This is a genomic window from Mesorhizobium xinjiangense (assembly GCF_009749525.1).
Lineage (GTDB): Bacteria > Pseudomonadota > Alphaproteobacteria > Rhizobiales > Rhizobiaceae > Mangrovimarina > Mangrovimarina xinjiangensis.
This window is the reverse complement of record NZ_WOAC01000025.1, coordinates 18,276-41,886: the sequence shown is the minus strand read 5'-3', so window position 1 is coordinate 41,886 and position 23,611 is coordinate 18,276. Positions and strand designations below refer to the sequence as shown.

Here is a 23,611-nt window from a genome sequence, read left to right as displayed (position 1 = left end):
GGCCTGGAGCGGGAACGGTCAGTCGGATGCGGTGCACGAAGCCGGCGGTGCGTCCTCGCCCTGCATCAGGTCGTAGAGATCGCCGGTATCGCCCTTGGTCCACCAGACATACCGGCCGCCGGCATATCTCGCCCCGGAGGCGGCGATCACATTGGAGGCGACGACGACCTCGCCCCCTGTCTCGAAGACGGCAAGGGAAACGGAGCCTGCATTGTGATAGGTCACGGTCAGTTCGCTGTCGGGACAGGCATAGGTGACGGTGCTCGTCTCCACATCGGCGTCGCCCGGCAGGTCGATCGTCAGCGCCGAGGCGGCGGCCGGTGAAGCCAGCACACTCAAAACGATGGCGGCAAGGGACAGTTGGCGCATGGGGGCTTCCTCATTCGTCATGGGGCTATCGGTCGGACCAGGCCTTCCGGCAGGCTGGCGCCGCCACTTTGCCACCAAAAGATGCAACCGGCCACCGGCATGCGCGTACGGGCCGGCGCCAGCTATGCCGGCGCCGGCAAGGGGGTCACCCGTTCTCAGGCGCCGGGCTGCTTGGTCTTCCTGAGATAGGGCAGGATCGTCTCGTATGAGCCGAACCGCGCCGTGGCGTCTTCGTTGGAAACGGCGGCCGTGATGATGACGTCTTCACCCTGCTTCCAGTCGGCAGGCGTCGCCACCTGGTGCTTGGCGGTCAGCTGGATCGAATCGATCGCCCGCAGGATCTCGGCGAAGTTGCGGCCCGTCGTCATCGGATAGGTGAGCACGAGCTTGATCTTCTTGTCCGGTCCGATGACGTAGACCGAGCGCACGGTCGCGTTGTCGGCCGGCGTGCGGCCTTCCGAGCTCTCGCCGGCATCCGCCGGAAGCATGTCGTACAGCTTGGCGATCTTCAGGTTGCGGTCGCCGATCAGCGGATAGTCGACCGTGTGTCCGGTCGCGACCCGGATATCGTCCTTCCACTTGTCGTGGCTTTCCACCGGATCGACCGAGATGCCGATGATCTTCACGCCGCGCTTTTCGAACTCGGGCGCGTAGCCCGCCATGACCCCGAGCTCGGTCGTGCAGACGGGGGTGAAGTTCTTGGGATGCGAGAACAGGACGGCCCAGCCGTCGCCGATCCATTCGTGGAAGTTGATCGTGCCCTGCGTCGTCTCGGCGGTGAAATCCGGTGCTGTGTCGTTGATGCGAAGGCCCATGACGCTTCTCCCTTCATGTCGCGCAGTCTTCTCTGCCGGCCATCATAGGCCCAACCCGCGACGGATTCGAGACTATTGATTGCGGAGCCGCCCCGTGCCGGGAACAGGGGTTCACCTGTCTCGGCTTGCCGCGCAATATTTGACTACGAACAATCGTCCCGGTGCGATCAATCGCCTCGCGCCAGCGTCAATAGGCGTAGATCCTTTGCAGACCGTCGAAGCCCTTGAAGGGGATCTCTGCGGCGAGCTCCGGCGCGACACAGAGATGACCCGCCGTCTCATGCGAGGCGACACGCTTGAGCGACAAGGTCGAGGCGGCCGACAGCATCCGCGCGGCATAGTTGATCGGTTGGCCGATCGCGGTGAAATCGAGCCGGTTGGCCCCGCCGATATTGCCGTAGTGAAAACGGCCGGCATGCAGCGCCGAGCGGAAGGCGACCTCCTGGCCGAGGGGTGTTTCGGCCAGCCGGCGCTCTCCTTCCACCAGTGTCGCGCTGGCCGCCCGCACGGCATCGTGCAACGTGGTGGCGCCGTTGTAAGGGAAGATGGCGAAGAAGCCGTCGCCGAGGAATTTCAGCACCTCGCCGCCATGCGCCTCGACCGGCGGCACGACGATGTCGAACGCGTCGTTGAGCAGCGACACGATCTGCGGGCCCGAGCGGCGGTTCGACAGTTCGGTGAAATCGATCAGGTCGGTGAACAGGATCACCGCCTCGATCTCTTCTCCGTCGCCGCGGTGGACACGGCCGTGCAGGATCTGGTCGCCGCTGTTGCGCCCGACATAGGTCGAAATGATCGTCGCCGCATTGAGCCTCAGCAGATAGGTCTCCGCCAGCCGCGCCAGCGGCCGCTGGATCAGGTCGATGGCAGCAATCGCCTCGATGCTGAAACCGTCCGGCTCCTTGGTCGAAAAGGTCACCGCATGAGCCTCGCCGTCAGAAAAGACCAGCGGCAACGCCATGTAGTCGGTGAATCCCTCATCCCTCAGCTCGCCGAGGATCATGAACTCCGTCAGCGCTTCCGGGTCCGTCAGCCGCCGCCGCACCGACACCTGCTGGCGCATGACCAGCGGCAGCGGATTGAGCTGGTAATCCTCGCGCGCAAACAGATCCACCGGCCCCTCGCTCTGCACCACGCCGTTTTCCGGCGTCCAGGCAAAGCGCAGGCCCGACATGTTGGGGTGCAACGTGTCGACGAAGAGCGCGAAGCGTCCGATCGGCACCCCCGCCGCCACGAGCCGGCGGCAGATGGCGTCGATGAAATCATGGGCATTGGCGCTCGGCCGGGCGCCATCGATCATCCAGGCGACGAGCCCGTCGATCGCTGCATGGTCTATGTCCTGCTGGACGGCGAATTGAGCCTGCGGTTCCGGAATACCCATGGTCTGCGCCGCCTTCTGGTTCACGTGGGGACGGCTGCTAGGTAGGTTGGCCGGCAAACGGAGGCAAGGCGCGAATTGTCCATATCCTGACAACGCTGTGTCAGGCGGCCTTCGCTTTCGCCAGAACCTGGTAGTCCTTGACCGCCGCGAAACGCACCGCCTGCCAGCGTTCCGCCTCGTAGTTGAGGCCGAACTCATGCGGCGCCAGGAACACCGGGTCGCCGTCGAGGTCGCGCGCGATGTCACCACGGTGCGCATCGATGAACCGCTGCAGCTCGCCCTTGTCGTCGGCCGAAACCCAGCGGCAGATATTGAACCGCGCGGCCTCGAAATCGACCGGCAGGCTGTACTCCACTCTCAGCCGTTCCTTGAGCACGTCGATCTGCAGCGCGCCGACGACGCCGACGATGGCCGGCGAGCCGTCTTCGGGAGAAAACAACTGCACGACGCCTTCCTCGGCCATCTGCTGCAGCGCCTCCTTGAGCTTCTTCGCCTTCATCGGGTCGCCGAGCCGCACGCGGCGCAGGATCTCGGGCGCGAAGTTGGGCACGCCGCGGAATACGATGTCCTCACCTTCCGTCAGCGTGTCGCCGATCCTCAGCGTGCCGTGATTGGGGATGCCCACCACATCGCCGGCATAGGCGGTGTCGGCCGTCACCCGCGTGCGCGCGAAGAAGAACTGCGGTGCTGAAAGGCTCATCGGCTTGGCCGTCCGTACGAGCTTGGCCTTCATGCCGCGCGAAAGCTGTCCCGAGCACACACGCACGAAGGCGATCCGGTCGCGGTGATTGGGATCCATATTGGCCTGGATCTTGAAGACGAAGGCAGTCATCTTGTCCTCGGTCGCCTCGACCTTGCGTGTGTCGGCCTCCTGAGCGCGCGGCGACGGTCCGAAAGTACCGAGCGCCTCGATCAGGTCGCGCACGCCGAAATTGCGCAGCGCCGAGCCGAAATAGACCGGGGTGAGATGACCTTCGCGGAAGGCCTCGAGATCGAATGGCCGGCAGGCGCCGCGCGCCAGCTCCATTTCCTCGATGAAATCGGGGCGCTCGTATTCCGGCAGCAGCCCGGCGACGCGGTTGGAGTCCGGGCCGTTAACCGGCGTGCGCTCGACCTCGTCGTCGCCGTGGCGCACCGCGTTATCGGCCAGGTGGTAGGTGCCGCAAAACGTCTTGCCGCGGCCGATCGGCCAGGTCACCGGCGCGGTGTCGAGGGCCAGCTTCTCCTCGATCTCGTCGAGGATCTCGAATGGATCGCGTGTTTCGCGGTCCATCTTGTTGACGAAGGTGACGATCGGGATGTCGCGCAGGCGGCAGACCTCGAACAGCTTGAGCGTGCGCGGTTCGATGCCCTTGGCCGCGTCGATCACCATGACTGCGGCATCGACGGCCGTCAGCGTGCGATAGGTGTCGTCGGCGAAATCCTCGTGGCCCGGCGTGTCGAGAAGATTGAAGACATGGTCGCCATATTCGAACGTCATCACCGAGGTGACGACCGAGATGCCGCGTTCGCGCTCGATCTTCATCCAGTCCGAGCGCGTCTGGATCCTGTCCTTCTTCGCCTTGACCTCGCCGGCGAGCTGGATGGCGCCGCCGAACAGAAGTAGCTTTTCCGTCAGCGTCGTCTTGCCGGCATCGGGGTGCGAGATGATTGCAAAGGTACGGCGGCGGGCGACCGCCCGTTCGATAGTGTCTGCCATGTCCAAGAAGTCCGTTTGTGCGGGCTTTTACCAGCGCGCAGGCGGTCTGTCGAATGGAAAAGGGCAAGTGTGGCGAACGCGGTCAGGCGTCTGCTCGTTCAGGTGCTTGCTTGGACGGCTCTTTCGATCAGGCGTCCCGTGCCCAAGCGCGCATCCTCGGTCTCTTCCCACCAATCACCGAGCGCGTCGATGAGCGGCACGAGGCCGAGGCCGGCCGGTGTCAGATCATACTCGACGCGCAACGGATAGCCCTCGAATGTCGTGCGCTGGACGATCCCGGCCTTTTCGAGCTTGCGCAGTTCCTGCGTCAGCATCTTGTGCGACACGGTCGGGTTGTCGCGCCTGAGATCGCTGAACCGCTTGGTGCCGTCCTTCAGGTAATAGAGAAGCAGGGTCGGCCAGCGGCCGCTCAATACCTGCATGACTTCCTCGATCGGACAGCGTGATACGAGTTCCTTCATGGCGATGCTCCGCTCCTGGTTACGAAAAGGTGCGTAATTTACTTGGCGTCCGATCGGCGTAGGTTCCAGTCCCGCTGCGCAGCGTGATCACCACAAATCACGGAGAAACAGACAATGGAACCGATTCTTCTTTACGGCTTTCCCGCCGGAAGCTCGATGGGGCTCGTCGCCGCGCTGGAATGGCTGGGTGAGCCATACCGGTTGTGCCGGGTGGACATGCTGGGCGAGATGCGGGAGCCTGCCTATGCCCGCATCAATGCACGCCACGAGACGCCGGCCTTCATCACCGATGAGGGACGGGTGGTGACCGAGACGATGGCTATTGCCGCCCGGCTGGAGGCAAGGGACATCGAAAGGCGCATCAGCTTCGATCCGCTCTCGCCCGAAGCGGACCGGATGCACCAGTTGATGGCCTTCGTGAATACGGGCTTCACAGGCTCTTTTACCCCTTTGTGGGCGGCCATGGAAATGGACCCGCCGGATCCGCGGCTCCAGGACGCGTTGCGCAAATGGGGCCGCGGGATGGTTGTCGAGCGCCACGACAAGCTCGAGGCGATGATGACCGATATGCCCTTCCTTGTCGGTGAACGGCCGAGCCTGGCAGACGGCCTTCTCGTCGGCGTTGCGCGGTGGCTGGATTTTCACCAGGTCGGCGAACCGGAACGCTGGCCGAAGCTCGCCGCCTGGCGTCGGCGTATCGAGAAGGACCCGGCGGTCATCTACGCGACGGCGCTCGAAGAGGGCGGTCAGCCGCAAGGGTCGGGCGCCTGCCGTGGCCATGTGCTGCTTGAACAGGTGGTCGAACGTTTCGGCCGCTGAACGCCGGCGCCGGGCGTTGCCGAAAGGCGCGCGGCCCGGCGCCCTGCCTCATGCCAGCCCTTCCGCACGCAGAGTGGCCTGAACGGCCGGCCGCGCCTCGATGCGTTCGACGTAGGGCTCGAAGATGTCGGGCGTGGTCATGTCCGACATCTTCGCCCAGCGCAACATCACGTACAAAAAGGCGTCGGCGACCGAAAACCGCTCGCCGAGCAGGTAGTCGTTGGCGAGCCTTTCTGAGAGATAGGAAAAGCGCGAAGCGATGCTGTCGGCAATGATCGGCTTGGCGTCCTCGCCGGGCAGGAAGAACAGGCCGAGGAACGATTTGTGCAGTTCGGTCGAGATGAAGGCCAGCATTTCGTTCTGCCGCGTGCGCGCCATCTCGTCGGCCGGTTTGAGCGCCGGCGCCTGCTGCGCGATCCAGTCGAGGATCGCGATATTCTCCGTCAGCATCGCGTCGTCGTCGAAGACGAGCGCTGGCACGTAGCCCTTCGGATTGATCTCGGCAAAGGGCCGGCCCTGTTCCGTCTGCCGCGTTTCGACATCGACCTTGATCGGCTCGACGGCGATGTCCGCCTCGTTGAGCGCGATGTGGCTGGCCAGGCTGCAGCCGTCTGCGAAATAGTAGAGTTTCATTGCACCAGATGCCTTTCCAGTTGATCGAGCGTCTCGTTCCAGCCGGTCTCGTGGCCGTCGCGCGAAGCCTCGGAAACGAAGAAGGCCTGGTGAAGGGTCAGCAGCGTCTTGCCGTCCTTCTCGGCCAGCGTCACCGTCACCACCGTTTCGTGCTCGCTGTTGCCGTTCTCGTCCTGCCATGCATGGGTGAAGGCGATTTTCTCCGGCGCGACGATCTCCTTATAGGTTCCGCCGAGCCAATGGTCCGTTCCGTCGGGTGCGCGCATGCAGGTGCGAAAGGAACCGCCCGGCCGTATGTCGCCTTCGGAAAAGGGGATGGTGAAGCCGGTCGGGCAACTCCATTTCTCCAGATGCTCGCCCTCGGTCCACATCCTGAAGACCAGTTCGCGCGGCGCGTCCAGGGTGCGCTGTATGTAGAGTTCCGGCCGCGCTTGTGCCTGTGGCATTGCAGTCATTTCTCTCCTCCTTCTTGAACCGTCTTGAGATAGTCGCCCAACTGGTCGAGGCGCTCGTCCCAGAAGCGGCGATAAGCTTCCAGCCACTCATTGACGTCGCGCAGCGGCTCGGGCCGTAGCTTGCGCGGGCGGAACTGCGCCGCGCGTCCCTGTTCCACGAGGCCGGCCTTTTCCAGCACTTTCAGATGCTTCGAGACGGCGGGAAAGCTCATCTCGAACGGCGCGGCAAGCTCGGACACGGTGGCATCCCCCTTGGAGAGACGCGCCAGGATCGCCCGGCGGGTGGGATCGGCGAGCGCTGCAAGCGTCAGGCTGAGGGGGTCGGTCGCGGCCATGTTAATTTAACCATCCAGTTTTGAAACTATATGGTTAAATAAAGACGAAGGCAGGTCGTGTCAAGTGAGACCGGATTTGCCTGCGCTCAAATTGATTCAGTCGAAAGGACAGGGCCAGGAGGCGGGCATTGTCATGCCGGCCGGCAGCTTCGTCGTCTCATCGCCGCAGGCAAGATCGATCTGCTCTTGTTCCAGCCCGGTCGCCGCCGAGAGATCCATGCCCTCGACTCGGGTGAGGAAAAGGAAGGCGCCGTCGAAGTCGATTGGGCCGTCGAACGTGGCGTCCGTGAAGCTGGCGCGCGCGAGATTGGCCAGGGTGAATCGCGTCCCGGACAGCTCGGCACCTGTGAAGTCCGCGCGTCCGGCTTCCGCCTTCTGGAAATCGACGCCTGTCAGCACGGCGTTGCGGAAGTCGGCGCGTTGCAGTTCCGCGCTGGCAAAGGAGGAATCGCGCGCCGAAACATTCGAGAAGTTGGTCCTGTAGGCCTCGACCTTGGTGAAATCGGCCTCGTCGGCCTTGGCGCCGGCCAGCGATGCGCGCACCAGGGTGGCGCTCTCCAGGTTGGCCGCGCGCAGGTCGGATCTGCGTAGGTCGGTCTGCGAGAAATCGGTGTTGCGCAGGTTCGAGTTTGCCAGATTGGCTCCTGTCAGAAGCAGATTGCGCCGCTGGCAGTTTTCCCAGTTCGTTCCCGGTGCCGGTGCGGTCATGCAATTGGCGGCTGAAGCGGTGCCGGCGGGAACGAGAAAGGCCGCCAGGACAAGGCCCAACGCACAGCCGTGCAGTTGTCGTGCCATTGCCGGCCGGCCGTTGCGGGAAATGTCGAGGTGCCAAGCGTGCGATTTCATGAGCGGGCCCACTGTTCCTGAAACATGTCACGCTCCAACGGAGTCGTTTGAGCGAAAGGTTTCAGTATATTATCCGGCGCGCAGTAACTGCGCGCCGGCCCTATGTGACGACGCCGCGCATTGAATTGCAAGTCTTGCGCGAAGCGGCTGGTCCGGCATGCGACGGATTTGGCGGAACCGCTCGCGGCCGGCGGCCTATGTCATCGCCGCTTGTCGACGCGCTCGTACAGTTCACGAACGATACGGCTTGCCGTCGTCTCGAACAGGAAGGGAAGGCACGCATGCACGAGCGCCGCCGCGGCGGCCGTCGCCAGGCGTGAGGAAAACCAGGCCGCAAATGCCATATGAGCGAAGTAGGATTCGCCGATGCTTGCGGGATGGTCTGTGAACAAACGTGCAAGTCGAGCGGACATACAGTCTCCCTGGTTCCCTGGATTCGTTGCTCCCCGTGCCGTCGCGCGGTTTGCCTGCGCGATTGCCGGGTGCATGAACGATATCTGATCGCCACGCAGAACTTGTCCCAATTCATTCTTGTCTTGGATATGATATTGGGACATCATCCCGAAATGACCGAGAAGATCGATGAAGTGGATCGGCGCATACTGGCCGAACTGCAGCGTGACTGCACCCTGACGATCGACGAGTTGTCGGAACGGACGAACCTGTCGCGCAATGCCTGCTGGCGGCGTGTGAAGCTCCTTGAAGACCGCGGTGTCGTCACCGGACGCATCGCCCTGGTCGACCCCGAAAAGCTCGGTCTCGGGCTCAGCGTCTTCATCATGGTGCGCACCACGAACCACGATCCCGATTGGCTGAAGCGCTTTCGCGCTGCCGCGACCGCCATGCCCGAGATCACTGGCGTCTACCGCATGTCGGGTGATCTGGACTATGTGCTGCGCGCCCGCGTGGCAGACGTGAAGGCCTATGACCGGCTCTATCAGCGATTGATCGCCAGGATTCCGTTGTCGGACGTCTCGGCCTCCTTCGTCATGGAGGAAATCAAGGAGACGACGGTCGTGCCGGTCGAGGTCCGATGAGCAAAATCGCCGTCGAATGGCGATTGGGGAATTGACCTCGGGCCCCGCCTGTGGCGATAGGATCGGACCATGACATCCCATCTCGAAACATCGCCTGTCGTCGGCGTGGTTCGCCTGGCTCATTCGCAGGGCCTCGACCTGCCGACCTATGCCACCGAGGGGGCGGCCGGCCTCGATCTCAGGGCGGCGGTCGCCCAGGACCGGCAGATCATCGTGTTGCCGGGCCGACGGGCGCTGGTGCCCACGGGACTGGTTTTCGAGATACCGCACGGGTTCGAGGGGCAGGTGCGCCCGCGCTCCGGCCTTGCCGTCAAGCACGGCATCACCTGCCTCAACACGCCGGGCACGATCGACAGCGACTATCGCGGCGAGGTCAAGGTGCTGTTGGTCAATCAGGGCGAGGAGGATTTTGCCGTCACGCGCGGCATGCGCATCGCCCAGCTCGTCATCGCCCCGGTGACCAGGGCGGTCATCGAGGAGCGTCATCTGACGAGCGGCACGGCGCGCGGCACCGGCGGATTCGGTTCCACGGGCACGGCCTGACCCGTGCCGCCCGATCCGCAAGGGATATGACGACGCCCGGTGAATTTGTTCTGCCCGGCACGGCTTTGACTGCAATATCCCACTTGGCAGATTTTGCGCTTGGACATAGCATCCGCGGCACCCGATCGGTGGGAGGATCGCCATGGACAAGCACACCCGCTTCAGACAGTTGCACGAGGCGCAAGGCGCCTTCGTCATCCCCAATCCCTGGGACATAGGCACCGCCAAGTTCCTGGCTTCGCTCGGTTTCGAGGCGTTGGCGACGACCAGCGCAGGCTTTGCCTTCTCGCGCGGCCTGCCGGATGGCGGCGTCGGGTTCGAGGCAATGATCGCGCATTGCAGGGAAATCGCGGCCGCGGTCGATGTGCCGGTTTCGGCCGACCTCGAAAACGGCAAGGGCGACGCCCCTGACGATGCGGCCGAGACGATCTTCGCCGCTTCGGCCGCCGGGCTTGCCGGTTGCTCGATCGAGGACTCGACCGGCCATGCGTCGTCTCCGATCTACGAATTCCCGCATGCCGTCGAACGTGTGGCTGCGGCCGTCGATGCGGCGCGCTCGTTGAAGGATGATTTCGTTTTCACGGCGCGCGCCGAGAATTTCCTCTGGGGACGCCCCGACCTCGACGACACGATCAAGCGTCTCCAGGCCTTCGAGGCGGCGGGTGCCGACGTGCTCTATGCGCCGGGCCTGCCCGACATCGAGACCGTTCGCACCCTGTGCGCGGCCGTCACGAAACCCGTCAACGTCCTCGCCATGCCCGCAATGAGCGTCGCCGCCCTGGCCGAGGCCGGCGCGCGGCGCATATCGGTTGGCTCGAAGCTCACCAATGCCGCTTTCGCGGCGGTCGAGGCGGCGGCGCGCGAGATGCTCGATGGCGGCACGTTCGAGTTCTCGCGCCAGGTCGTGTCTTTTGCGCGGCTTCAGGAGCTCTTTTCCGGGGGTGAGCGGTGACCGGTGCGCTGCTGGTGGCCGATATGCATACGGGCGGCGAGCCCGTGCGCATCGTCACCGACGGCTATCCCGAGATTCCCGCCGGCACGATCCTCGAGAAGCGCGCCTTCGTGCGCGACAATCTCGATCATCTGCGCAAAATCCTGATGTTCGAGCCGCGCGGCCATGTCGACATGTATGGCGCCCTGCTCGTCGAGCCGGACCTGCCGGGCGCCGACCTCGCCGTGCTGTTCATGCACAATGAGGGCTATTCGACCATGTGCGGCCATGCCGTCATCGCGCTCGGCCGCTTCGCCGTCGACCAGGGCCTGGTCGAGCCGCGCGAGCCGGTGACCACGGTCAATATCGAATGTCCCTGCGGCATGGTGGTCGCCTCCGTTTCGGTCGAGGACGGCAAGGCCGGTGCCGTCTCCTTCGACAGCGTGCCGGCTTTTCTTCTTGCCGGCGACCGATCGTTGCAACTGGACGGCTATGGCGGAATCGGATTCGACATCGCCTATGGCGGTGCCTTCTATGCCGTCGCCGAGGCAGGACAGTTTGGATTGCGTTTCGGCGAAAGCCGGCTGCGCGATTTCGTCGATGCGGCGAACGCACTGACCGCGGCGGCAAGTGCCGCGATCCCGCTTCGCCATCCCGAGCACGACGATCTCGCCTTTCTTTACGGCACGATCCTGACCGATGGCGGCGCCGGCGCAGGGGGAAGCCCGACCAGGAACATCTGCGTCTTCGCCGACGCGCAGGTCGACCGCTCGGCCACCGGGTCCGGCGCGACGGCGCGCATGGCGGCGATGGCGGCCAGGGGCCGCCTTGCACAAGGCGAGACACGCATTTTCGAAAGCATCACCGGCGACCGTTTCGAGGCCGAGGTGACGGCCGCCGAGATGCTCGACGGGTTCGACGCGGTCCGTGTCCGCGTCTCCGGCCACGCCTACTATACGGGGCGGGGCGAATTCGTCGTCGAGGAGGACGATCCGCTCGGCGGCGGCTTCCTGTTGCGTTGAGCGCGGACGCGCTTGCGCTGCGGGGTAAAGTGGGATTTCCTGCTTTGGGCAAAGGTCCGGGGACTGAAACGAAGCTGAGGAGAGTCAGGATGGAGAGGTCGCTGAATGAGGGCCGCGTGCCGGGCCGGGGCCGCATTTACGGGTCCATCACCGAAACGATCGGCGATACGCCGATCATCCGGCTCGACAAGTTTGCCAAAGAAAAGGGCATCGTGGCCAACCTCCTGGCCAAGCTCGAATTCTTCAACCCGATTGCCAGCGTCAAGGACCGCATCGGCGTCGCCATGATCGAGGCGATGGAGGCCGACGGGCGCATCACGCCCGGCCGCACGGTATTGGTCGAGCCGACCTCGGGCAACACCGGCATTGCGCTTGCCTTCGCGGCAGCGGCCAAGGGCTATCGCCTCATCCTCACCATGCCGGAGACGATGTCGCTGGAGCGTCGCAAGATGCTCGCCCTGCTCGGCGCCGAACTGGTGCTGACCGAGGGTGCTAAGGGCATGAAAGGCGCCATCGCCAGGGCCGAGGAACTGGTCGCTTCCATCCCGGACGCGGTCATTCCGCAGCAGTTCGAAAATCCGGCCAATCCGGAAATTCATCGCAAGACCACGGCCGAGGAGATCTGGAACGACACCGCCGGCGAAATCGACATCTTCATCTCCGGCATCGGCACGGGCGGCACGATCACGGGTGTCGGCCAGGTGCTGAAGGCCCGCCGGCCGGGCGTCCAGGTGATCGCCGTGGAACCGAAGGATTCGCCGGTGCTTTCGGGCGGCGATCCCGGGCCGCACAAGATCCAGGGCATCGGCGCTGGGTTTGCGCCCAAGGTGCTCGACACGTCGGTTTATGACGAGGTCGTGACGGTGGCCAATGAAGACGCCTTCGCCAACGCCCGGCTGGTGGCGCGGCTGGAAGGCGTGCCGGTGGGGATTTCATCGGGTGCGGCACTCGAAGCGGCCGCCGTGGTCGGGGCCAGGCCGGAAAATGCCGGCAAGAACATGGTGGTGACCATCCCCTCCTTCGCCGAGCGCTATCTGTCGACCGCGCTCTTCGAGGGGCTGGGCGGGTAGCTCGCTCAGCGAAAGGTATCGATCGTCGGCGTGCCGGTGCGGCGCTGGCAGGCCGGACCGGGGCCGCGCATGTAATAGCGCTCGGGCCTGTAGCTCGGCGCGACGAACTCCCGCATGACGACTGCAAAGCGCACGATGTGTTTCACGAACAACATTGTCCCACTCTCCTGTCCGGATCGTCCCCATCCGAATGGGTGGAGATTAGCGCCCAGACATGAATGCCCCGTGAACCAAGTCTTTAACAGCTGTGTAAAAAGCGCGGCGAAATAGTTCACACAGACGACAAATGCGCCGGTCGATGGCGAATTTGCGGTGGGTTTGGCGCCTGTTTCACGAATTCGCGTTAACTGATGCCGGAATGCAACAGGTGCGCGCGGTCACTGGTCGCGCCAAGCGCCCTCGTGGTTCGACAAGCTCACTATGAGGGCTACTGGGAGGGCCATCGTTGCGCGCGGCAATCATCGACGCCGAATTGGAACGACATGTCATCTGAAAATGTGACAATGCAAGCGGTGACCATTCAGTAGCCCTCATGGTGAGCTTGTCGAACCACGAGGGCGCCTGGCACCTTCAATCCCCGATTTTCAGCGCCTCGATGAAGGCTTCCTGCGGGATGTCGACCTTGCCGAACTGGCGCATGCGCTTCTTGCCTTCCTTCTGCTTCTCCAGCAGCTTGCGCTTGCGCGTCACGTCGCCGCCATAGCACTTGGCGGTCACGTCCTTGCGCAGGGCCGAGATCGTCTCGCGCGCGATCACCGTGCTGCCGATCGCCGCCTGCAGCGGGATCTTGAACATGTGCTTGGGGATCAGCTCCTTCAGCTTTTCCACCAGCGCGCGGCCGCGCCTTTCGGCCGCCGAGCGATGCACCATCATCGATAGCGCGTCGACCGGCTCGCTGTTGACCAGAACGCTCATCTTCACGAGGTTGCCCTCGCGATAGTCGGTCAGATGATAGTCGAAGGAGGCATAGCCCTTGGAGATCGATTTCAGCCGGTCGTAGAAGTCGAACACCACCTCGTTCAGGGGCAGGTCATAGACAAGCATGGCCCGCTTGCCGACATAGGAGAGGTCGACCTGCACGCCGCGCCGGTCCTGGCACAGTTTCAGGATCGGGCCCAGATAGTCGTCGGGCGTGAGGATGGTGGCGCGGATCCACGGCTCCTCGATATGGTCGATCTTGACCACGTCGGGCATGTCGGCGGGATTGTGCAGTTCGACATTTGTGCCGTCGGTCATGTGCAGGTGATAGACGACCGAGGGCGCGGTGGCGATCAGGTCGAGATTGAACTCGCGCTCCAGCCGCTCCTGGATGATCTCCAGGTGAAGCAGGCCGAGAAAGCCGCAGCGGAAGCCGAAGCCGAGCGCCGCCGAGGTTTCCATCTCGAACGAAAAGCTGGCGTCGTTGAGCCTGAGCTTGCCCATCGCGGCGCGCAGATCCTCGAAGTCGGCGGCATCGACCGGGAAGAGGCCGCAGAAGACCACCGGCTGGGCCGGCTTGAAGCCCGGCAGCATCTTCTCGGCCGGGCGCTTCTCCTCGGTGATCGTGTCGCCGACGCGGGTGTCGGCCACTTCCTTGATCGAGGCGGTGATGAAGCCGAGCTCGCCGGGGCCGAGCGCGTCGACCATGACCATCTTGGGCGTGATCACGCCGACGCGGTCGATCTGGTATTTCGCCCCGGTGCCCATCATGCGGACCTGCTGGCCCTTCTTCATCTTGCCGTCGATGATGCGCACGAGCACGATCACGCCGAGATAGGCGTCGTACCACGAGTCGACCAGCATCGCCTTCAGCGGCGCCTCGGCGTCGCCCTCGCGCGGCGGCGGCAGGCGGCGGACGATGGCTTCCAGCACGTCCTCGACGCCAATGCCCGTCTTGGCCGAGATCATCAGCGCATCCGATGCGTCGAGGCCGATCACCTCCTCGACCTGCTCCCTGACCCGGTCGGGTTCGGCCGCCGGAAGGTCGACCTTGTTCAGCACCACGACGATCTCGTGGTCGTTGTCGATCGCCTGGTAGACATTGGCCAGCGTCTGCGCCTCCACGCCCTGGGAGGCGTCGACGACGAGTAGCGAACCTTCGCAGGCGGCAAGCGAGCGCGAGACCTCATAGGCGAAGTCGACATGGCCCGGCGTGTCGATCAGGTTCAGCACATAATGCTCACCGTCCTTGGCGTCGTATTCCAGCCTGACCGTGTTGGCCTTGATGGTGATGCCGCGCTCGCGCTCGATGTCCATGGCATCGAGCACCTGCTCCTTCATCTCGCGCTCTTCCAGCGATCCGGTCATCTGGATCAGCCGGTCGGCCAGCGTCGACTTGCCGTGGTCGATATGGGCGATGATCGAAAAATTGCGGATATGGGAAATCGGTGTGTCGGTCATGCCGCCCATATACGGGCAAAGCGGTTTTTCTGGAAGCGGTGAATTGCGGGCCATGCGCCGGTGCCGGTGTTGCCAAACGGCAAAACCCGGCGCGGATGAGGAGCTGGGCCTTGTATCGTAAGCATGCTCATAATATATGGCGCTCATGACCAACACCGGCGGCACGGACAGGCTCGGCTTTCTGCTGCACGACGCGGCCAGGCTCATTCGCCGGCGCTTCGAGCGGCGCAATGCCGCCTACGGTCTGTCGGCCGCGCAGTGGCGTCTGCTTTTTCGTCTGATCAAGGAGGAAGGCGCGCCGCAGGTCCGGCTCGCCGAATGGCTGGAAATCGAGCCGATCAGCGTCTCCAGGCTGCTCGACCGCATGGAGGAGGGCGGCTGGATCGAGCGGCGTCAGGATGCCAGCGACAGGCGCGTGCGCGTCATCTACGCCACGGACAAGGCGCGCGAGGTCTACGATGCCGTCAAGAGCGTCGCCTTCGAGGTCTATGAGGAAGCGCTGGCGGGCATGGACGATGGCGAGCGCGCTGCGCTGATCGCCGGGCTGCAAAGGATAAGCGCGAATCTCGCCGACGGCGAGGAAAGTCCGCACTGTGCGGCAAACCAGGCAACGGATCGAAACCGATGAATGCGATAGCCAAGCCCGGCGAGGTGGCCGGCACGACAGAAATTGAAGACGATGGAGAGACGCTGCCCGAGGTCGCGCCGGGCAAGCGCCGGCGCCGCGGGACGCGCATTGCGCTGATGATCGCCGTGCCCTTGGCCATGGCCGTCGGCGGGCTCTATGTGTGGGCGACAGGCGGGCGTTACCAGGAGACCGACAACGCCTATCTGCATCAGCCGAAGGTCTCGATCGCCTCGGACCTGCCCGGCCGCATCGTGCGATCGAATGTCAGCGACAATGCCGCCGTGAAGGCCGGCGACGTGCTGTTCGTGGTCGATCCGGAGCCCTACCGCATCGCGATGGAGCAGGCGGAGGCCGCCTTGGCTGCCGCGCGGCTGGAGATCGGCCGGTTGCGGGCCGCCTACAGCGAGGCCGTGGCGCAGGAACGGGTGGCGGCCAGCGAGGTCGACTATAATCGCGGCGAGCTCGAGCGCCAGAAGGACCTGTCCGAGAAGGGCATTTCGTCGCGCTCGACGCTTGATGAGGCAAGGCGCGATCTGACCAGTTCGCTCGAAAGCCATTCCGCGGCCGAGCAGGCCGTGGCCGGTGCGCTGGCGGCGCTCGGCGGCAATGCCGAGATCGAGACCGACAGCCACCCGACCGTGTTGTCGGCATTGGCGGCGCGCGACCAGGCGGCCTATGACCTCGAGCACACCACCGTTCGCGCACCCGCCGACGGCGTGCTCGCACAGGCGTCGTCGTTCAGGACCGGCCAATATGTCGGCGCGGGCAGCGCATTGTTTGCGCTGGTCGAAGTGAACGATGTCTGGGTCGACGCCAATTTCAAGGAAACGCAACTTTCCCACATGCTGCCCGGCCAGAAGGCCGAGATCGAATTCGACACCTATTCCGGCCGGTCGATCGAGGCCGAAGTGGAAAGCATCGGCGCCGGCACGGGCGCGGAATTCTCGCTGCTGCCGGCGCAGAACGCGACCGGCAACTGGGTCAAGGTCACGCAGCGCATTCCCGTGCGGCTGAAGGTGACATCCAGCGATTCCGCACTGGCGCTGCGTACCGGCATGAGTGCCGTCGTGACGGTCGACACCGGCCATGCCCGCGGCCTGCCGAACTTTGCCGGCCTGTTCGGCGCGGCAAGCGCGGCGGAATAGGGCGGATCGCGCCGAGATACGCGCCATGACCAGTGCAACCACGTCCCATACCGAGGTTCCGCATCGCGGCCTGATCACCGTGTCGATCATGCTCGGCACCATCATGCAGGTGCTCGACACCACGATCGCCAATGTCGCGCTGCCCAACATGACGGGCGACCTCGGCGCGTCGCAGGACACGATCAACTGGGTTCTGACCTCCTATATCGTCGCCGCCGCGATCATGACGCCGGTGACCGGCTGGCTGTCGGACCGCGTCGGGCGGCGCGAGCTGTTCCTGATCGCGATTGCCGGCTTCACCGTCATGTCGATGCTGTGCGGCTTGTCGTGGAGCCTGGAATCGATGGTCGCCTTCCGCCTGTTGCAGGGCGTGTTCGGCGCCGCCATCGTGCCGCTGTCGCAGACCTTCATGCTCGACATCAATCCGAAGGAGCGCCACGGCCAGGCAATGGCCCTGTGGGGCGCCGGCATCATGGTGGGGCCGATCATCGGGCCCACGCTCGGCGGCTGGCTGACCGAAACGCTCGACTGGCGCTGGGTCTTTTTCATCAACCTGCCGGTCGGTATCGTGGCCTTCCTCGGCTCGGCGAGCTTCCTGCCGAGGATTGCCCGACGGCTGCGTGGGTTCGATTTCTTCGGCTTCGCCATGCTGTCGCTCGGCGTCGGCGCGCTGCAGCTCATGCTCGACCGCGGCGCCGAGGTCGACTGGTTCTCGGCGACCGAGATCTGGATCTATCTCGGATTGGCGATCACCGGCTTCTGGGTCTTCACCATTCACCTGATGACGGGCAAGGACACCTTCATCGACCCGGCGATCTTCCGCGACCGCAACTTCGTCACCGGCCTCATCTTCATCTTTGTCGTCGGCGTCATCCTGCTCGCCAGCCTGGCCCTCCTGCCGCCGATGCTGTCCAAGCTGTTCGGCTACTCGACCATCCTGACCGGCCTGGTGATGGCGCCGAGGGGCGTGGGAACCATGATCTCGATGATCCTGGTCGGCCGTCTCGTCCGCTTTGTCGACGCGCGGATACTCGTCGTCGCCGGCCTGTCGCTCACCGCCTGGTCGCTGCATATGATGACAGGATTCTCGCCGCAGATGGACGACCATCTCATCATCGTTTCCGGCATCGTCCAGGGTCTCGGGCTGGGCCTTGTCTTCGTGCCGCTTTCCACGGTGGCCTTCGCGACGCTCGATCCCGTCTACCGCACTGACGCGACGAGCCTCTTCAGCCTCGTGCGCAATATCGGATCGTCCATCGGCATCTCGGTTGTCACGCTTCTCCTGACGCGCAACACGCAGATCAATCACGTCGATCTATCGGCGGCGGTCAATCCGTACGGGGCTGCGCTGAAGTCGCTCTCGCCGGCCGCCGCAGCGGGCGATCCTAGTGCGCTCGCGCAGGTCGACCAGCTCGTCAACGCCCAGGCGGCGATGATCTCCTATGTCAATGATTTCAAGCTGATGATGCTGGTGGCGCTGGCCGCGATACCGCTCACGCTGCTGTTGCGCATGCCGAAAGCCGCCCCGGCGGCGGATGGCGCTGCGGCGATGGAATAGGGCCCGTGCGGACGCTGCGCGTCAGTCGTAGTGCAGCTCCGTCGCCTTGCCGCGAAAGACGCCGTAGACATAAAGCGACGAGCCCAGGACCACGGGGAGCACGATGACCGTTCCGACCAGGATGAAGGCCAGGCTGCCGGTCGCCGCGGCGGCCTGCCAGATGGTCAGTTGTTCCGGCACCACATAGGGATAGAAGGAATAGGCCAGGCCCAGGAAGCCGAGCAGGAAGATCGCTGCCAGGCCCAGAAAGGGTTTGAGCGAATGGCTGTCATGCGGGTCGGGCAGCCTCTCGGTCAGGCGCCACAGCCAGTAAAACAGGGCGACCGAGAGGATGGGCAGCGGCGCCAGCCACACCATGGTGGGCATGGTGAACCAGCGCTCGAAGATGCGCGGGGAGGCAAGCGGCGTCGCGGCCGAGATGGCCGCCATGCCGACAACGGCGAAAATCAGCGCCCGGCGCAGCCACGAGACGGCCTTTTGCTGCAGCGCGCCTTCCGTCTTGTAAATCAGCCAGGCTGCGCCCATCGCCGCATAGGAGGCGGCGAGGCAGAAGGCAGTCAGGACGCCGAAGGCGAAGGCGCCGAGACCGGTGCGCAGGCCGAGCACGTAGATGCCGAGCATGTAGCCCTGCGCGACCGCCGCGCCGAGCGAGCCGGCGAAGAAGGCGAAGTTCCAGCGATGCTTGCGATGGACCGGGACCTTGGCCCGGAAGTCGAAGGCCACGCCACGCAGGATCAATCCGACCAGAAGCACGAAGACCGGCAGATAGAGCGCGGTCAGGATGATGCCGTGCGCCATGGGAAAAGCCACCAGCAGCAGGCCGACGGCCAGCACCAGCCAGGTCTCGTTGGCGTCCCAGAAGGGGCCGATGGCGTTGATCATGACGTCCTTTTCGGCATCGTCCGTGCCGGCATAGAAAAGGATGCCGATGCCGAGATCGAAGCCGTCGAGCACGACATAGACGAGGATCGCCACGCCCATCAGCCCGGCGAAGATCAGCGGCAGGACGGTCGGCCAGTCGATGGTCATGCGTGCCTCCTTGCAAGACGTTCCCGGGCCTTCATGCCGGGTGTTTGGGGCGCAGTGAGGGCCGGCCTCATTCCCCCGCCTCCATGGGCTGATCGACCGCGCGGCCGGACAGGGCGGGCCGCGGTTCGGGATCGCCTTCGCGCGCCGCCTTCAAGGCGAGATAGATCAGGACGCCGACATAGACGACGAACAGCACCACATAGAGGATCAGGTAGATCGCAAGCGTCAGCGCCACATGGCTGCCCGGCACGGGGCCCACCGCATCGGCGGTCTTGAGGACGCCGGTGACCAGCCAGGGCTGCCGGCCGATCTCGGTCGTGTACCATCCCGCTTCCGTCGCCACCCAGCCGGCGACCGACATCGGTACCATGACGTAGAGAAGAGGCTTGGGAAGCGCGCGGCCACGCCACAGCCGCCAGGCGCCGTACCAGGAAACGACGAGCATCAGCACGCCAGTGCCGACCATGATGCGAAACGCCCAGAAGACCGGGAAGACCGGCGGGTGCTCGCCTTCGAAGTCGTTAAGCCCCGGCACCACCCCGTCGGCGCTGTGGCGCAGGATCAGGCTGGCTCCGTTGGGGATGGTTATTTCATAATGGTTGGTGCGCGCTTCCTCGTCGGGAATGGCGAACAGGACGAGCGGCACGTTGGCGCGCGTTTCCCAGTTCGCCTCCATGGCGGCGACCTTCTGCGGCTGGTGCTCGAGCGTGTTGAGACCGTGCTGGTCGCCGACCAGGATCTGGATCGGGATCAGGATCGCGCCCATGACGATGCCGGTCTTCAGCGCCTTGTGGAGCGATTCGGAGCGGTCGCCCGAGAGGTACCGCAGTGCCGACAGTCCGGCGATCAGGAAGGCGACGGTCAGCCCCGAGGCGATCAGCATGTGGGCGAGCCGCCAGCCGAAGGACGGGTTGAAGATGATCGCCCACCAGTCGGTCGCAAAGGCGACGCCGTCGCGCATCTCGAAGCCGGCCGGGGTCTGCATCCAGGAATTCAGCACGAGGATCCAGAAAGCCGACAAAACGGTTCCGGCGGCCACGATCAGCGTGGCCAGCGTGTGCACCGCGTTGGACACGCGCCGGAACCCGAACAGCATGATGCCGAGAAAGACGGCTTCCAGGAAGAAGGCCGTCAGTACCTCGTAGCCCAGAAGCGGGCCGGCGATGTTGCCCACCGTTTCCATGAAGCCGGGCCAGTTTGTGCCGAACTGGAAGGTCATGGTGATGCCGGTGACGACGCCGAGCGCGAAGGTCAGCGCAAACACCTTCACCCAGGTGAAATAGACCTGCATCCAGGCGACGTTGCCGGTGCGGTTGTAGGCGAGCTTGAAAAACAGCAGCACCCAGCCCAGCGCGATGGTGATGGTCGGGAAAAGAATATGGAAGGAGATGTTCGCGGCGAACTGGATGCGCGACAAGATGAGCGTGTCCATGACGTGTCCTTCCGTCAATCTGCTGCAGCACGATAGCAGCTGCTGCAGAATAGCCTGTCGACGCCCGTCTCACATGTGGCAGCGCGTCGCGCGGCATCCGCCCGCAGAAGGCCGCATATTTACGCCCCGGCACACCCTCATCCACAACTTAACCGTGCTCCAGGTCGAAGGCAAGTCATTGATTTGACCGCAACTTGCGGGTCATCGCGGCGGCAGGCGCCGGCGCGGACGCCGCCTCCAGGCGAACCAGGCAAGCTGTGCGGCAAGGAGCGTGGAGACCGCAAGCAAGGCGGCGAGTGAGGAGTTGCCGCCACCCAGGCGGGCCGCCGCATAGCCGGCAAAGATCAGGCTGCAATTCCACAGCACTACTCCTGCGAGCAGGGCCGGCAGGAACACGCCGAGCCGGACCTGTACGGCACCGGAGATCGCCGGCGCGATCACGCGCGCCGTCGGCCAGTGCTGGGCGAGGAATGTGAAGCAGCGACCGCCCGAGCGCAGCCGGGCGGCAATCTGCTCGACGCGCTCGCGACCCAGTCCGAAAGGGGCGGCGACCCGGGCCGCCAGTGCGCACAGCAATCGCATGTCGACGTTCCGACCGGCGCCGTAGAGGGCGAGGCCGCCAATCAAGCTGCCGGCGACGCTCAGCTTGGCAGCGGTGGCGAGCGGCCAGTGCCCGGACGCTGCGCCGACGCCCAGCGAGACGAACAAGAGCGACGACGGCAGGATCGGCAGCAGCCGCTCCACCAGGGCGACCGAGAACAGAGCCAGGCAACCATGCGCGGCCATCAGCGCGATCATGAGGGCGAGCGGATCGTGCATCACGACATCGCCGCGTAGGCCTCGGCCAGCGGCAGGTCGCGCGCCCGCCGGCCGGTGGCCGCATATAGCGCGTTGGCGAGCGCCGGTGCCACGGGCGGCACGCCCGGTTCCCCCAACCCGCCCCACGCCGCCCCGCTTTCGATGAACTGGACGTCGATCTGCGGGACCTCGGCAAGCTGCATCAGCCGGTAATCTGAGAAATTCCGCTGCCGCACGGCGCCGTTCTCGATCGTGATCCGTTCGAACAGCGCCGCCGAAAGCGCCATGATGATGCCGCCCTCGACCTGCTGGTGGGCGGTGTCGGGATGACACAGGCCGCCGCAATCGACCGCCGCGACGACGCGGTGCACGCGCGGCGCGCCGTCGTTGCCGAGAGAGGCTTCAACGACTTGCGCTACCCATGTGCCGTAGGCTTCGTGCAGGGCGATGCCGCGCCCACGGCCGCCGGGCAGTGCCTCGCCCCATCCCGCCATGGCGGCTGCGCGCTCCAGCACGGCCAATTGCCGCGAACCCGCAGGCAGGAGGGCGCGGCGGTATTCGAACGGATCGAAACCGGCGGCATAAGCGAGTTCGTCCATGAAGCTCTCGGTCCAGAAGGCGTGCTGGGTGTGGGCGACGGCGCGCCATGTGCCGGTCTGCACATGCGTGGCGAAGTCGATGGAACGCAGTGCCTGGTTCGGGATCGTGTAGGGCAGGTGAAAGGCTTCGTTGCGCGTCGGCGCGGAGAGAAAGCGCTGCGACCAGGCCGTCGGCAGGCCGTCCGGACCAAGAGCGGCGGCAATGTCGGTGGCGAGCGCCGGGCGGTAGGCACCATGCGTGAACTCCTCCTCGCGCGACAGGATCAGCTTCACCGGGCGCGGCGCCATCGCCATGGCGATCGGCACGAGGCGGCGCAGATAGTCGGCCGAAACCGGGATGCGGCGCCCGAAGGACCCGCCGGCCGGCAGGGCGTTGACGACGACCCGCCGGGCGCTGAGGCCGGAAATCTCCATCAACAGGTTCTTGGTGCCGAGTGCGTCCTGTTCGCCGCCCCAGAATGTCAGCGTGCCGTCGGCGAACTGCGCCGTCGCGTTGACCGGTTCCATCGCCGCATGGTGCAGATAGGACACGCGGTAACGCGCCTGCACGATCCGGCCGGCGGGTGCCTGGCCGAGAATTGAATCGGCGTCGCCGGTCTCCTCCAGCAAGGTTCCCTCGCCCGTTTCGAGCGCTTCGTCCTGCAGCGTCTCCACCGACGCATCGGCGAAGCCGTCCTTGCCTTCGCCGGAAAATTGCGGCTCGAGCAGGTCGGCCGCCCGCCGCGCCTGCCACCAGCTCGGCGCAATGACGGCCACGGCATCGTCGAGCTCGATTATTCGCTCGACACCGCTTTGCGGGGCTGGCGCCGGATCCACGGAGACGAGCCGGCCGCCGTGCACCGGTGCGGTGCGAATGGCCGCATGCAGCAGGTCCGGCAAATCGAGGTCGATGCCGTAACCAAAGGTGCCGTTTGTCTTTGCCGGAATGTCGAGCCGGATCGGCGAGGTGCCGACCAGGCGCCACTCGGCCGGGTCCTTCAGGCGCGGACTGGCCGGCACCGACATGCCTGCCGCTGCCTCGGCCAGTTCGCCGAAGCGCGCCTGTCGCCCGGTCTGCCGATCGGACACGATGCCGTCGCGCACCGTCAGCCGTTCGGCCGGCACGCCCCACCGCTCGGCCGCCGCTTCGACAAGCATCTGCCGCGCCGCCGCTCCCACCATGCGCATGCCGATGCGCCCGGTGAAGCGCACCGCTGTCGAGCCGCCGGTGATCTGCAGGCCGATGAAGCGCGCCGCCTCGGTGAAGACGAGGTCGGTCACGCCGTCGGCATAGGCCGGCACGTCGTAGCCCTGCATCACCCAGCCGCGCGCCAGGAAGCGGTTGGCGAAGCTCTTTTCGCCCGGCGCGCGCTCGGTGCTGACCGCCGACCAGTCGGCGTCGAGCTCTTCGGCCGCCATCATGGCGAGCGCGGTATGCGTGCCCTGGCCCATGTCGATATGTGGTACTTCGACGGTCACCCGGTCGTCGGGCCCGATCTTGATCCAGCCGGCCAGCAAATGCTCGCCCGGCCCCTCAACCTGGCGGGCGGCGGCCGCCGCGAAGCTGTGCGACCAGGCACGGTAGCCGATGACGAGGCCGCCTGTCGCGGCGCCGGCGCCGATGAGAAACGATCTGCGTTTCATTGGC

25 protein-coding genes are annotated in these 23,611 nt (G+C 65.0%); 9 read left to right on the top strand and 16 right to left on the bottom strand.

Annotated features, from left to right (window positions below):
- Positions 1-18 precede the first annotated feature (18 nt).
- From GM909_RS21690 to GM909_RS21670, 5 genes are all read right to left on the bottom strand, one after another.
- Positions 19-369, bottom strand: a complete 351-nt coding sequence (locus tag GM909_RS21690) for an MliC family protein (RefSeq protein ID WP_157019308.1) — start codon at positions 367-369, stop codon at positions 19-21.
- A 155-nt stretch (positions 370-524) separates the two neighbouring features.
- A complete protein-coding gene (locus tag GM909_RS21685) occupies positions 525-1,184 on the bottom strand; it encodes a peroxiredoxin (RefSeq protein WP_157019307.1) in 660 nt (219 codons plus the stop codon).
- A 187-nt stretch (positions 1,185-1,371) separates the two neighbouring features.
- Positions 1,372-2,589, bottom strand: coding sequence for an adenylate/guanylate cyclase domain-containing protein (locus GM909_RS21680; RefSeq protein ID WP_198174344.1), 1,218 nt, complete (start codon positions 2,587-2,589; stop codon positions 1,372-1,374).
- Positions 2,590-2,665: 76 nt separating this feature from the next.
- Positions 2,666-4,264 carry a peptide chain release factor 3 gene (locus tag GM909_RS21675; protein WP_157019305.1) on the bottom strand — a complete coding sequence of 533 codons (1,599 nt, stop codon included), beginning with the start codon at positions 4,262-4,264 and terminating at the stop codon, positions 2,666-2,668.
- A gap of 98 nt (positions 4,265-4,362) precedes the next feature.
- Positions 4,363-4,725 carry a winged helix-turn-helix transcriptional regulator gene (locus GM909_RS21670; protein WP_157019304.1) on the bottom strand — a complete coding sequence of 121 codons (363 nt, stop codon included), beginning with the start codon at positions 4,723-4,725 and terminating at the stop codon, positions 4,363-4,365.
- A gap of 114 nt (positions 4,726-4,839) precedes the next feature.
- Here GM909_RS21670 and GM909_RS21665 point away from each other — a divergent pair, with 114 nt between their 5' ends.
- A complete protein-coding gene (locus GM909_RS21665) occupies positions 4,840-5,544 on the top strand; it encodes a glutathione S-transferase family protein (protein ID WP_157019303.1) in 705 nt (234 codons plus the stop codon).
- Between the two features lie 48 nt (positions 5,545-5,592).
- On the opposite strand, the gene GM909_RS21660 is transcribed toward GM909_RS21665, so the two are convergent.
- From GM909_RS21660 to GM909_RS21640, 5 genes are all read right to left on the bottom strand, one after another.
- A complete protein-coding gene (locus tag GM909_RS21660; RefSeq protein WP_157019302.1) occupies positions 5,593-6,177 on the bottom strand; it encodes a glutathione S-transferase N-terminal domain-containing protein in 585 nt (194 codons plus the stop codon).
- Positions 6,174-6,632: an SRPBCC family protein gene (locus GM909_RS21655; protein ID WP_157019301.1), complete on the bottom strand. Its 459-nt coding sequence runs from the start codon at positions 6,630-6,632 to the stop codon at positions 6,174-6,176. Before GM909_RS21655 ends, GM909_RS21660 begins: the two co-directional genes overlap by 4 nt.
- Positions 6,629-6,967 (bottom strand): ArsR/SmtB family transcription factor, encoded by a 339-nt coding sequence (locus GM909_RS21650; RefSeq protein WP_157019300.1) that lies wholly within the window; start codon positions 6,965-6,967, stop codon positions 6,629-6,631. Before GM909_RS21650 ends, GM909_RS21655 begins: the two co-directional genes overlap by 4 nt.
- 96 nt (positions 6,968-7,063) lie before the next feature.
- Positions 7,064-7,762, bottom strand: coding sequence for a pentapeptide repeat-containing protein (locus GM909_RS21645; RefSeq protein WP_157019341.1), 699 nt, complete (start codon positions 7,760-7,762; stop codon positions 7,064-7,066).
- 251 nt (positions 7,763-8,013) lie between these two features.
- A complete protein-coding gene (locus GM909_RS21640; protein WP_157019299.1) occupies positions 8,014-8,226 on the bottom strand; it encodes a DUF6356 family protein in 213 nt (70 codons plus the stop codon).
- Positions 8,227-8,379: 153 nt separating this feature from the next.
- Between GM909_RS21640 and GM909_RS21635 the strand changes: the two genes are divergently transcribed.
- The 5 genes from GM909_RS21635 (at position 8,380) to cysK (ending at position 12,416) form a co-directional block, all read left to right on the top strand.
- Positions 8,380-8,850: an Lrp/AsnC family transcriptional regulator gene (locus GM909_RS21635; protein WP_157019298.1), complete on the top strand. Its 471-nt coding sequence runs from the start codon at positions 8,380-8,382 to the stop codon at positions 8,848-8,850.
- 69 nt (positions 8,851-8,919) lie between these two features.
- The gene (gene dut / locus GM909_RS21630) at positions 8,920-9,393 is read left to right on the top strand and encodes a dUTP diphosphatase (RefSeq protein ID WP_157019297.1); all 474 of its coding nucleotides are present in this window, start codon (positions 8,920-8,922) and stop codon (positions 9,391-9,393) included.
- Between the two features lie 142 nt (positions 9,394-9,535).
- Entirely contained in the window at positions 9,536-10,345 is an 810-nt protein-coding gene (locus GM909_RS21625) for an isocitrate lyase/PEP mutase family protein (protein WP_157019296.1), read from the top strand.
- 23 nt (positions 10,346-10,368) lie between these two features.
- The gene (locus GM909_RS21620; protein WP_157019340.1) at positions 10,369-11,346 is read left to right on the top strand and encodes a proline racemase family protein; all 978 of its coding nucleotides are present in this window, start codon (positions 10,369-10,371) and stop codon (positions 11,344-11,346) included.
- Positions 11,347-11,435: 89 nt separating this feature from the next.
- On the top strand, positions 11,436-12,416 hold the full coding sequence (cysK, locus tag GM909_RS21615) for a cysteine synthase A (protein ID WP_157019295.1): 981 nt from the start codon (positions 11,436-11,438) through the stop codon (positions 12,414-12,416).
- A gap of 5 nt (positions 12,417-12,421) precedes the next feature.
- On the opposite strand, the gene GM909_RS25850 is transcribed toward cysK, so the two are convergent.
- Both GM909_RS25850 and lepA read right to left on the bottom strand, forming a co-directional pair.
- Positions 12,422-12,571 carry a hypothetical protein gene (locus GM909_RS25850; RefSeq protein WP_198174343.1) on the bottom strand — a complete coding sequence of 50 codons (150 nt, stop codon included), beginning with the start codon at positions 12,569-12,571 and terminating at the stop codon, positions 12,422-12,424.
- Positions 12,572-12,986: 415 nt separating this feature from the next.
- A complete protein-coding gene (gene lepA, locus GM909_RS21610; protein WP_157019294.1) occupies positions 12,987-14,795 on the bottom strand; it encodes a translation elongation factor 4 in 1,809 nt (602 codons plus the stop codon).
- Positions 14,796-14,931: 136 nt separating this feature from the next.
- Between lepA and GM909_RS21605 the strand changes: the two genes are divergently transcribed.
- Genes GM909_RS21605 through GM909_RS21595 form a run of 3 tightly spaced genes read left to right on the top strand, consistent with a single transcriptional unit; the run spans position 14,932 to position 18,126 of the window.
- Positions 14,932-15,423 carry a MarR family winged helix-turn-helix transcriptional regulator gene (locus GM909_RS21605; RefSeq protein ID WP_157019293.1) on the top strand — a complete coding sequence of 164 codons (492 nt, stop codon included), beginning with the start codon at positions 14,932-14,934 and terminating at the stop codon, positions 15,421-15,423.
- On the top strand, positions 15,420-16,568 hold the full coding sequence (locus GM909_RS21600; RefSeq protein WP_157019292.1) for an HlyD family secretion protein: 1,149 nt from the start codon (positions 15,420-15,422) through the stop codon (positions 16,566-16,568). Before GM909_RS21605 ends, GM909_RS21600 begins: the two co-directional genes overlap by 4 nt.
- A gap of 25 nt (positions 16,569-16,593) precedes the next feature.
- Positions 16,594-18,126 carry a DHA2 family efflux MFS transporter permease subunit gene (locus tag GM909_RS21595; protein WP_157019291.1) on the top strand — a complete coding sequence of 511 codons (1,533 nt, stop codon included), beginning with the start codon at positions 16,594-16,596 and terminating at the stop codon, positions 18,124-18,126.
- 21 nt (positions 18,127-18,147) lie between these two features.
- Here the strand turns inward: GM909_RS21595 and GM909_RS21590 are convergent, their stop codons facing one another.
- The 4 genes from GM909_RS21590 to GM909_RS21575 all read right to left on the bottom strand — a co-directional run bounded on the left by GM909_RS21590 (position 18,148) and on the right by GM909_RS21575 (position 23,607).
- Positions 18,148-19,155 (bottom strand): cytochrome d ubiquinol oxidase subunit II, encoded by a 1,008-nt coding sequence (locus tag GM909_RS21590; RefSeq protein WP_157019290.1) that lies wholly within the window; start codon positions 19,153-19,155, stop codon positions 18,148-18,150.
- A gap of 67 nt (positions 19,156-19,222) precedes the next feature.
- Entirely contained in the window at positions 19,223-20,587 is a 1,365-nt protein-coding gene (locus GM909_RS21585) for a cytochrome ubiquinol oxidase subunit I (protein ID WP_157019289.1), read from the bottom strand.
- Between the two features lie 201 nt (positions 20,588-20,788).
- Positions 20,789-21,406: a DedA family protein gene (locus GM909_RS21580; protein WP_157019288.1), complete on the bottom strand. Its 618-nt coding sequence runs from the start codon at positions 21,404-21,406 to the stop codon at positions 20,789-20,791.
- Positions 21,406-23,607: a xanthine dehydrogenase family protein molybdopterin-binding subunit gene (locus tag GM909_RS21575; protein WP_157019287.1), complete on the bottom strand. Its 2,202-nt coding sequence runs from the start codon at positions 23,605-23,607 to the stop codon at positions 21,406-21,408. Before GM909_RS21575 ends, GM909_RS21580 begins: the two co-directional genes overlap by 1 nt.
- Positions 23,608-23,611 lie beyond the last annotated feature (4 nt).

Excerpts from the sequence above, each read along its gene's own strand:
- GM909_RS21690 (WP_157019308.1), bottom strand. The coding sequence starts at position 369 with ATGCGCCAACTGTCCCTTGCCGCCATCGTTTTGAGTGTGCTGGCTTCA.
- GM909_RS21685 (WP_157019307.1), bottom strand. The coding sequence starts at position 1,184 with ATGGGCCTTCGCATCAACGACACAGCACCGGATTTCACCGCCGAGACG.
- GM909_RS21675 (WP_157019305.1), bottom strand. The coding sequence starts at position 4,264 with ATGGCAGACACTATCGAACGGGCGGTCGCCCGCCGCCGTACCTTTGCA.
- GM909_RS21670 (WP_157019304.1), bottom strand. The coding sequence starts at position 4,725 with ATGAAGGAACTCGTATCACGCTGTCCGATCGAGGAAGTCATGCAGGTA.
- GM909_RS21665 (WP_157019303.1), top strand. The coding sequence starts at position 4,840 with ATGGAACCGATTCTTCTTTACGGCTTTCCCGCCGGAAGCTCGATGGGG.
- GM909_RS21660 (WP_157019302.1), bottom strand. The coding sequence starts at position 6,177 with ATGAAACTCTACTATTTCGCAGACGGCTGCAGCCTGGCCAGCCACATC.
- GM909_RS21655 (WP_157019301.1), bottom strand. The coding sequence starts at position 6,632 with ATGACTGCAATGCCACAGGCACAAGCGCGGCCGGAACTCTACATACAG.
- GM909_RS21650 (WP_157019300.1), bottom strand. The coding sequence starts at position 6,967 with ATGGCCGCGACCGACCCCCTCAGCCTGACGCTTGCAGCGCTCGCCGAT.
- GM909_RS21645 (WP_157019341.1), bottom strand. The coding sequence starts at position 7,762 with ATGGCACGACAACTGCACGGCTGTGCGTTGGGCCTTGTCCTGGCGGCC.
- GM909_RS21640 (WP_157019299.1), bottom strand. The coding sequence starts at position 8,226 with ATGTCCGCTCGACTTGCACGTTTGTTCACAGACCATCCCGCAAGCATC.
- GM909_RS21635 (WP_157019298.1), top strand. The coding sequence starts at position 8,380 with ATGACCGAGAAGATCGATGAAGTGGATCGGCGCATACTGGCCGAACTG.
- dut (WP_157019297.1), top strand. The coding sequence starts at position 8,920 with ATGACATCCCATCTCGAAACATCGCCTGTCGTCGGCGTGGTTCGCCTG.
- GM909_RS21625 (WP_157019296.1), top strand. The coding sequence starts at position 9,536 with ATGGACAAGCACACCCGCTTCAGACAGTTGCACGAGGCGCAAGGCGCC.
- GM909_RS21620 (WP_157019340.1), top strand. The coding sequence starts at position 10,369 with ATGCATACGGGCGGCGAGCCCGTGCGCATCGTCACCGACGGCTATCCC.
- cysK (WP_157019295.1), top strand. The coding sequence starts at position 11,436 with ATGGAGAGGTCGCTGAATGAGGGCCGCGTGCCGGGCCGGGGCCGCATT.
- GM909_RS25850 (WP_198174343.1), bottom strand. The coding sequence starts at position 12,571 with ATGTTGTTCGTGAAACACATCGTGCGCTTTGCAGTCGTCATGCGGGAG.
- lepA (WP_157019294.1), bottom strand. The coding sequence starts at position 14,795 with ATGACCGACACACCGATTTCCCATATCCGCAATTTTTCGATCATCGCC.
- GM909_RS21605 (WP_157019293.1), top strand. The coding sequence starts at position 14,932 with ATGGCGCTCATGACCAACACCGGCGGCACGGACAGGCTCGGCTTTCTG.
- GM909_RS21600 (WP_157019292.1), top strand. The coding sequence starts at position 15,420 with ATGAATGCGATAGCCAAGCCCGGCGAGGTGGCCGGCACGACAGAAATT.
- GM909_RS21595 (WP_157019291.1), top strand. The coding sequence starts at position 16,594 with ATGACCAGTGCAACCACGTCCCATACCGAGGTTCCGCATCGCGGCCTG.
- GM909_RS21590 (WP_157019290.1), bottom strand. The coding sequence starts at position 19,155 with ATGACCATCGACTGGCCGACCGTCCTGCCGCTGATCTTCGCCGGGCTG.
- GM909_RS21585 (WP_157019289.1), bottom strand. The coding sequence starts at position 20,587 with ATGGACACGCTCATCTTGTCGCGCATCCAGTTCGCCGCGAACATCTCC.
- GM909_RS21580 (WP_157019288.1), bottom strand. The coding sequence starts at position 21,406 with ATGCACGATCCGCTCGCCCTCATGATCGCGCTGATGGCCGCGCATGGT.
- GM909_RS21575 (WP_157019287.1), bottom strand. The coding sequence starts at position 23,607 with ATGAAACGCAGATCGTTTCTCATCGGCGCCGGCGCCGCGACAGGCGGC.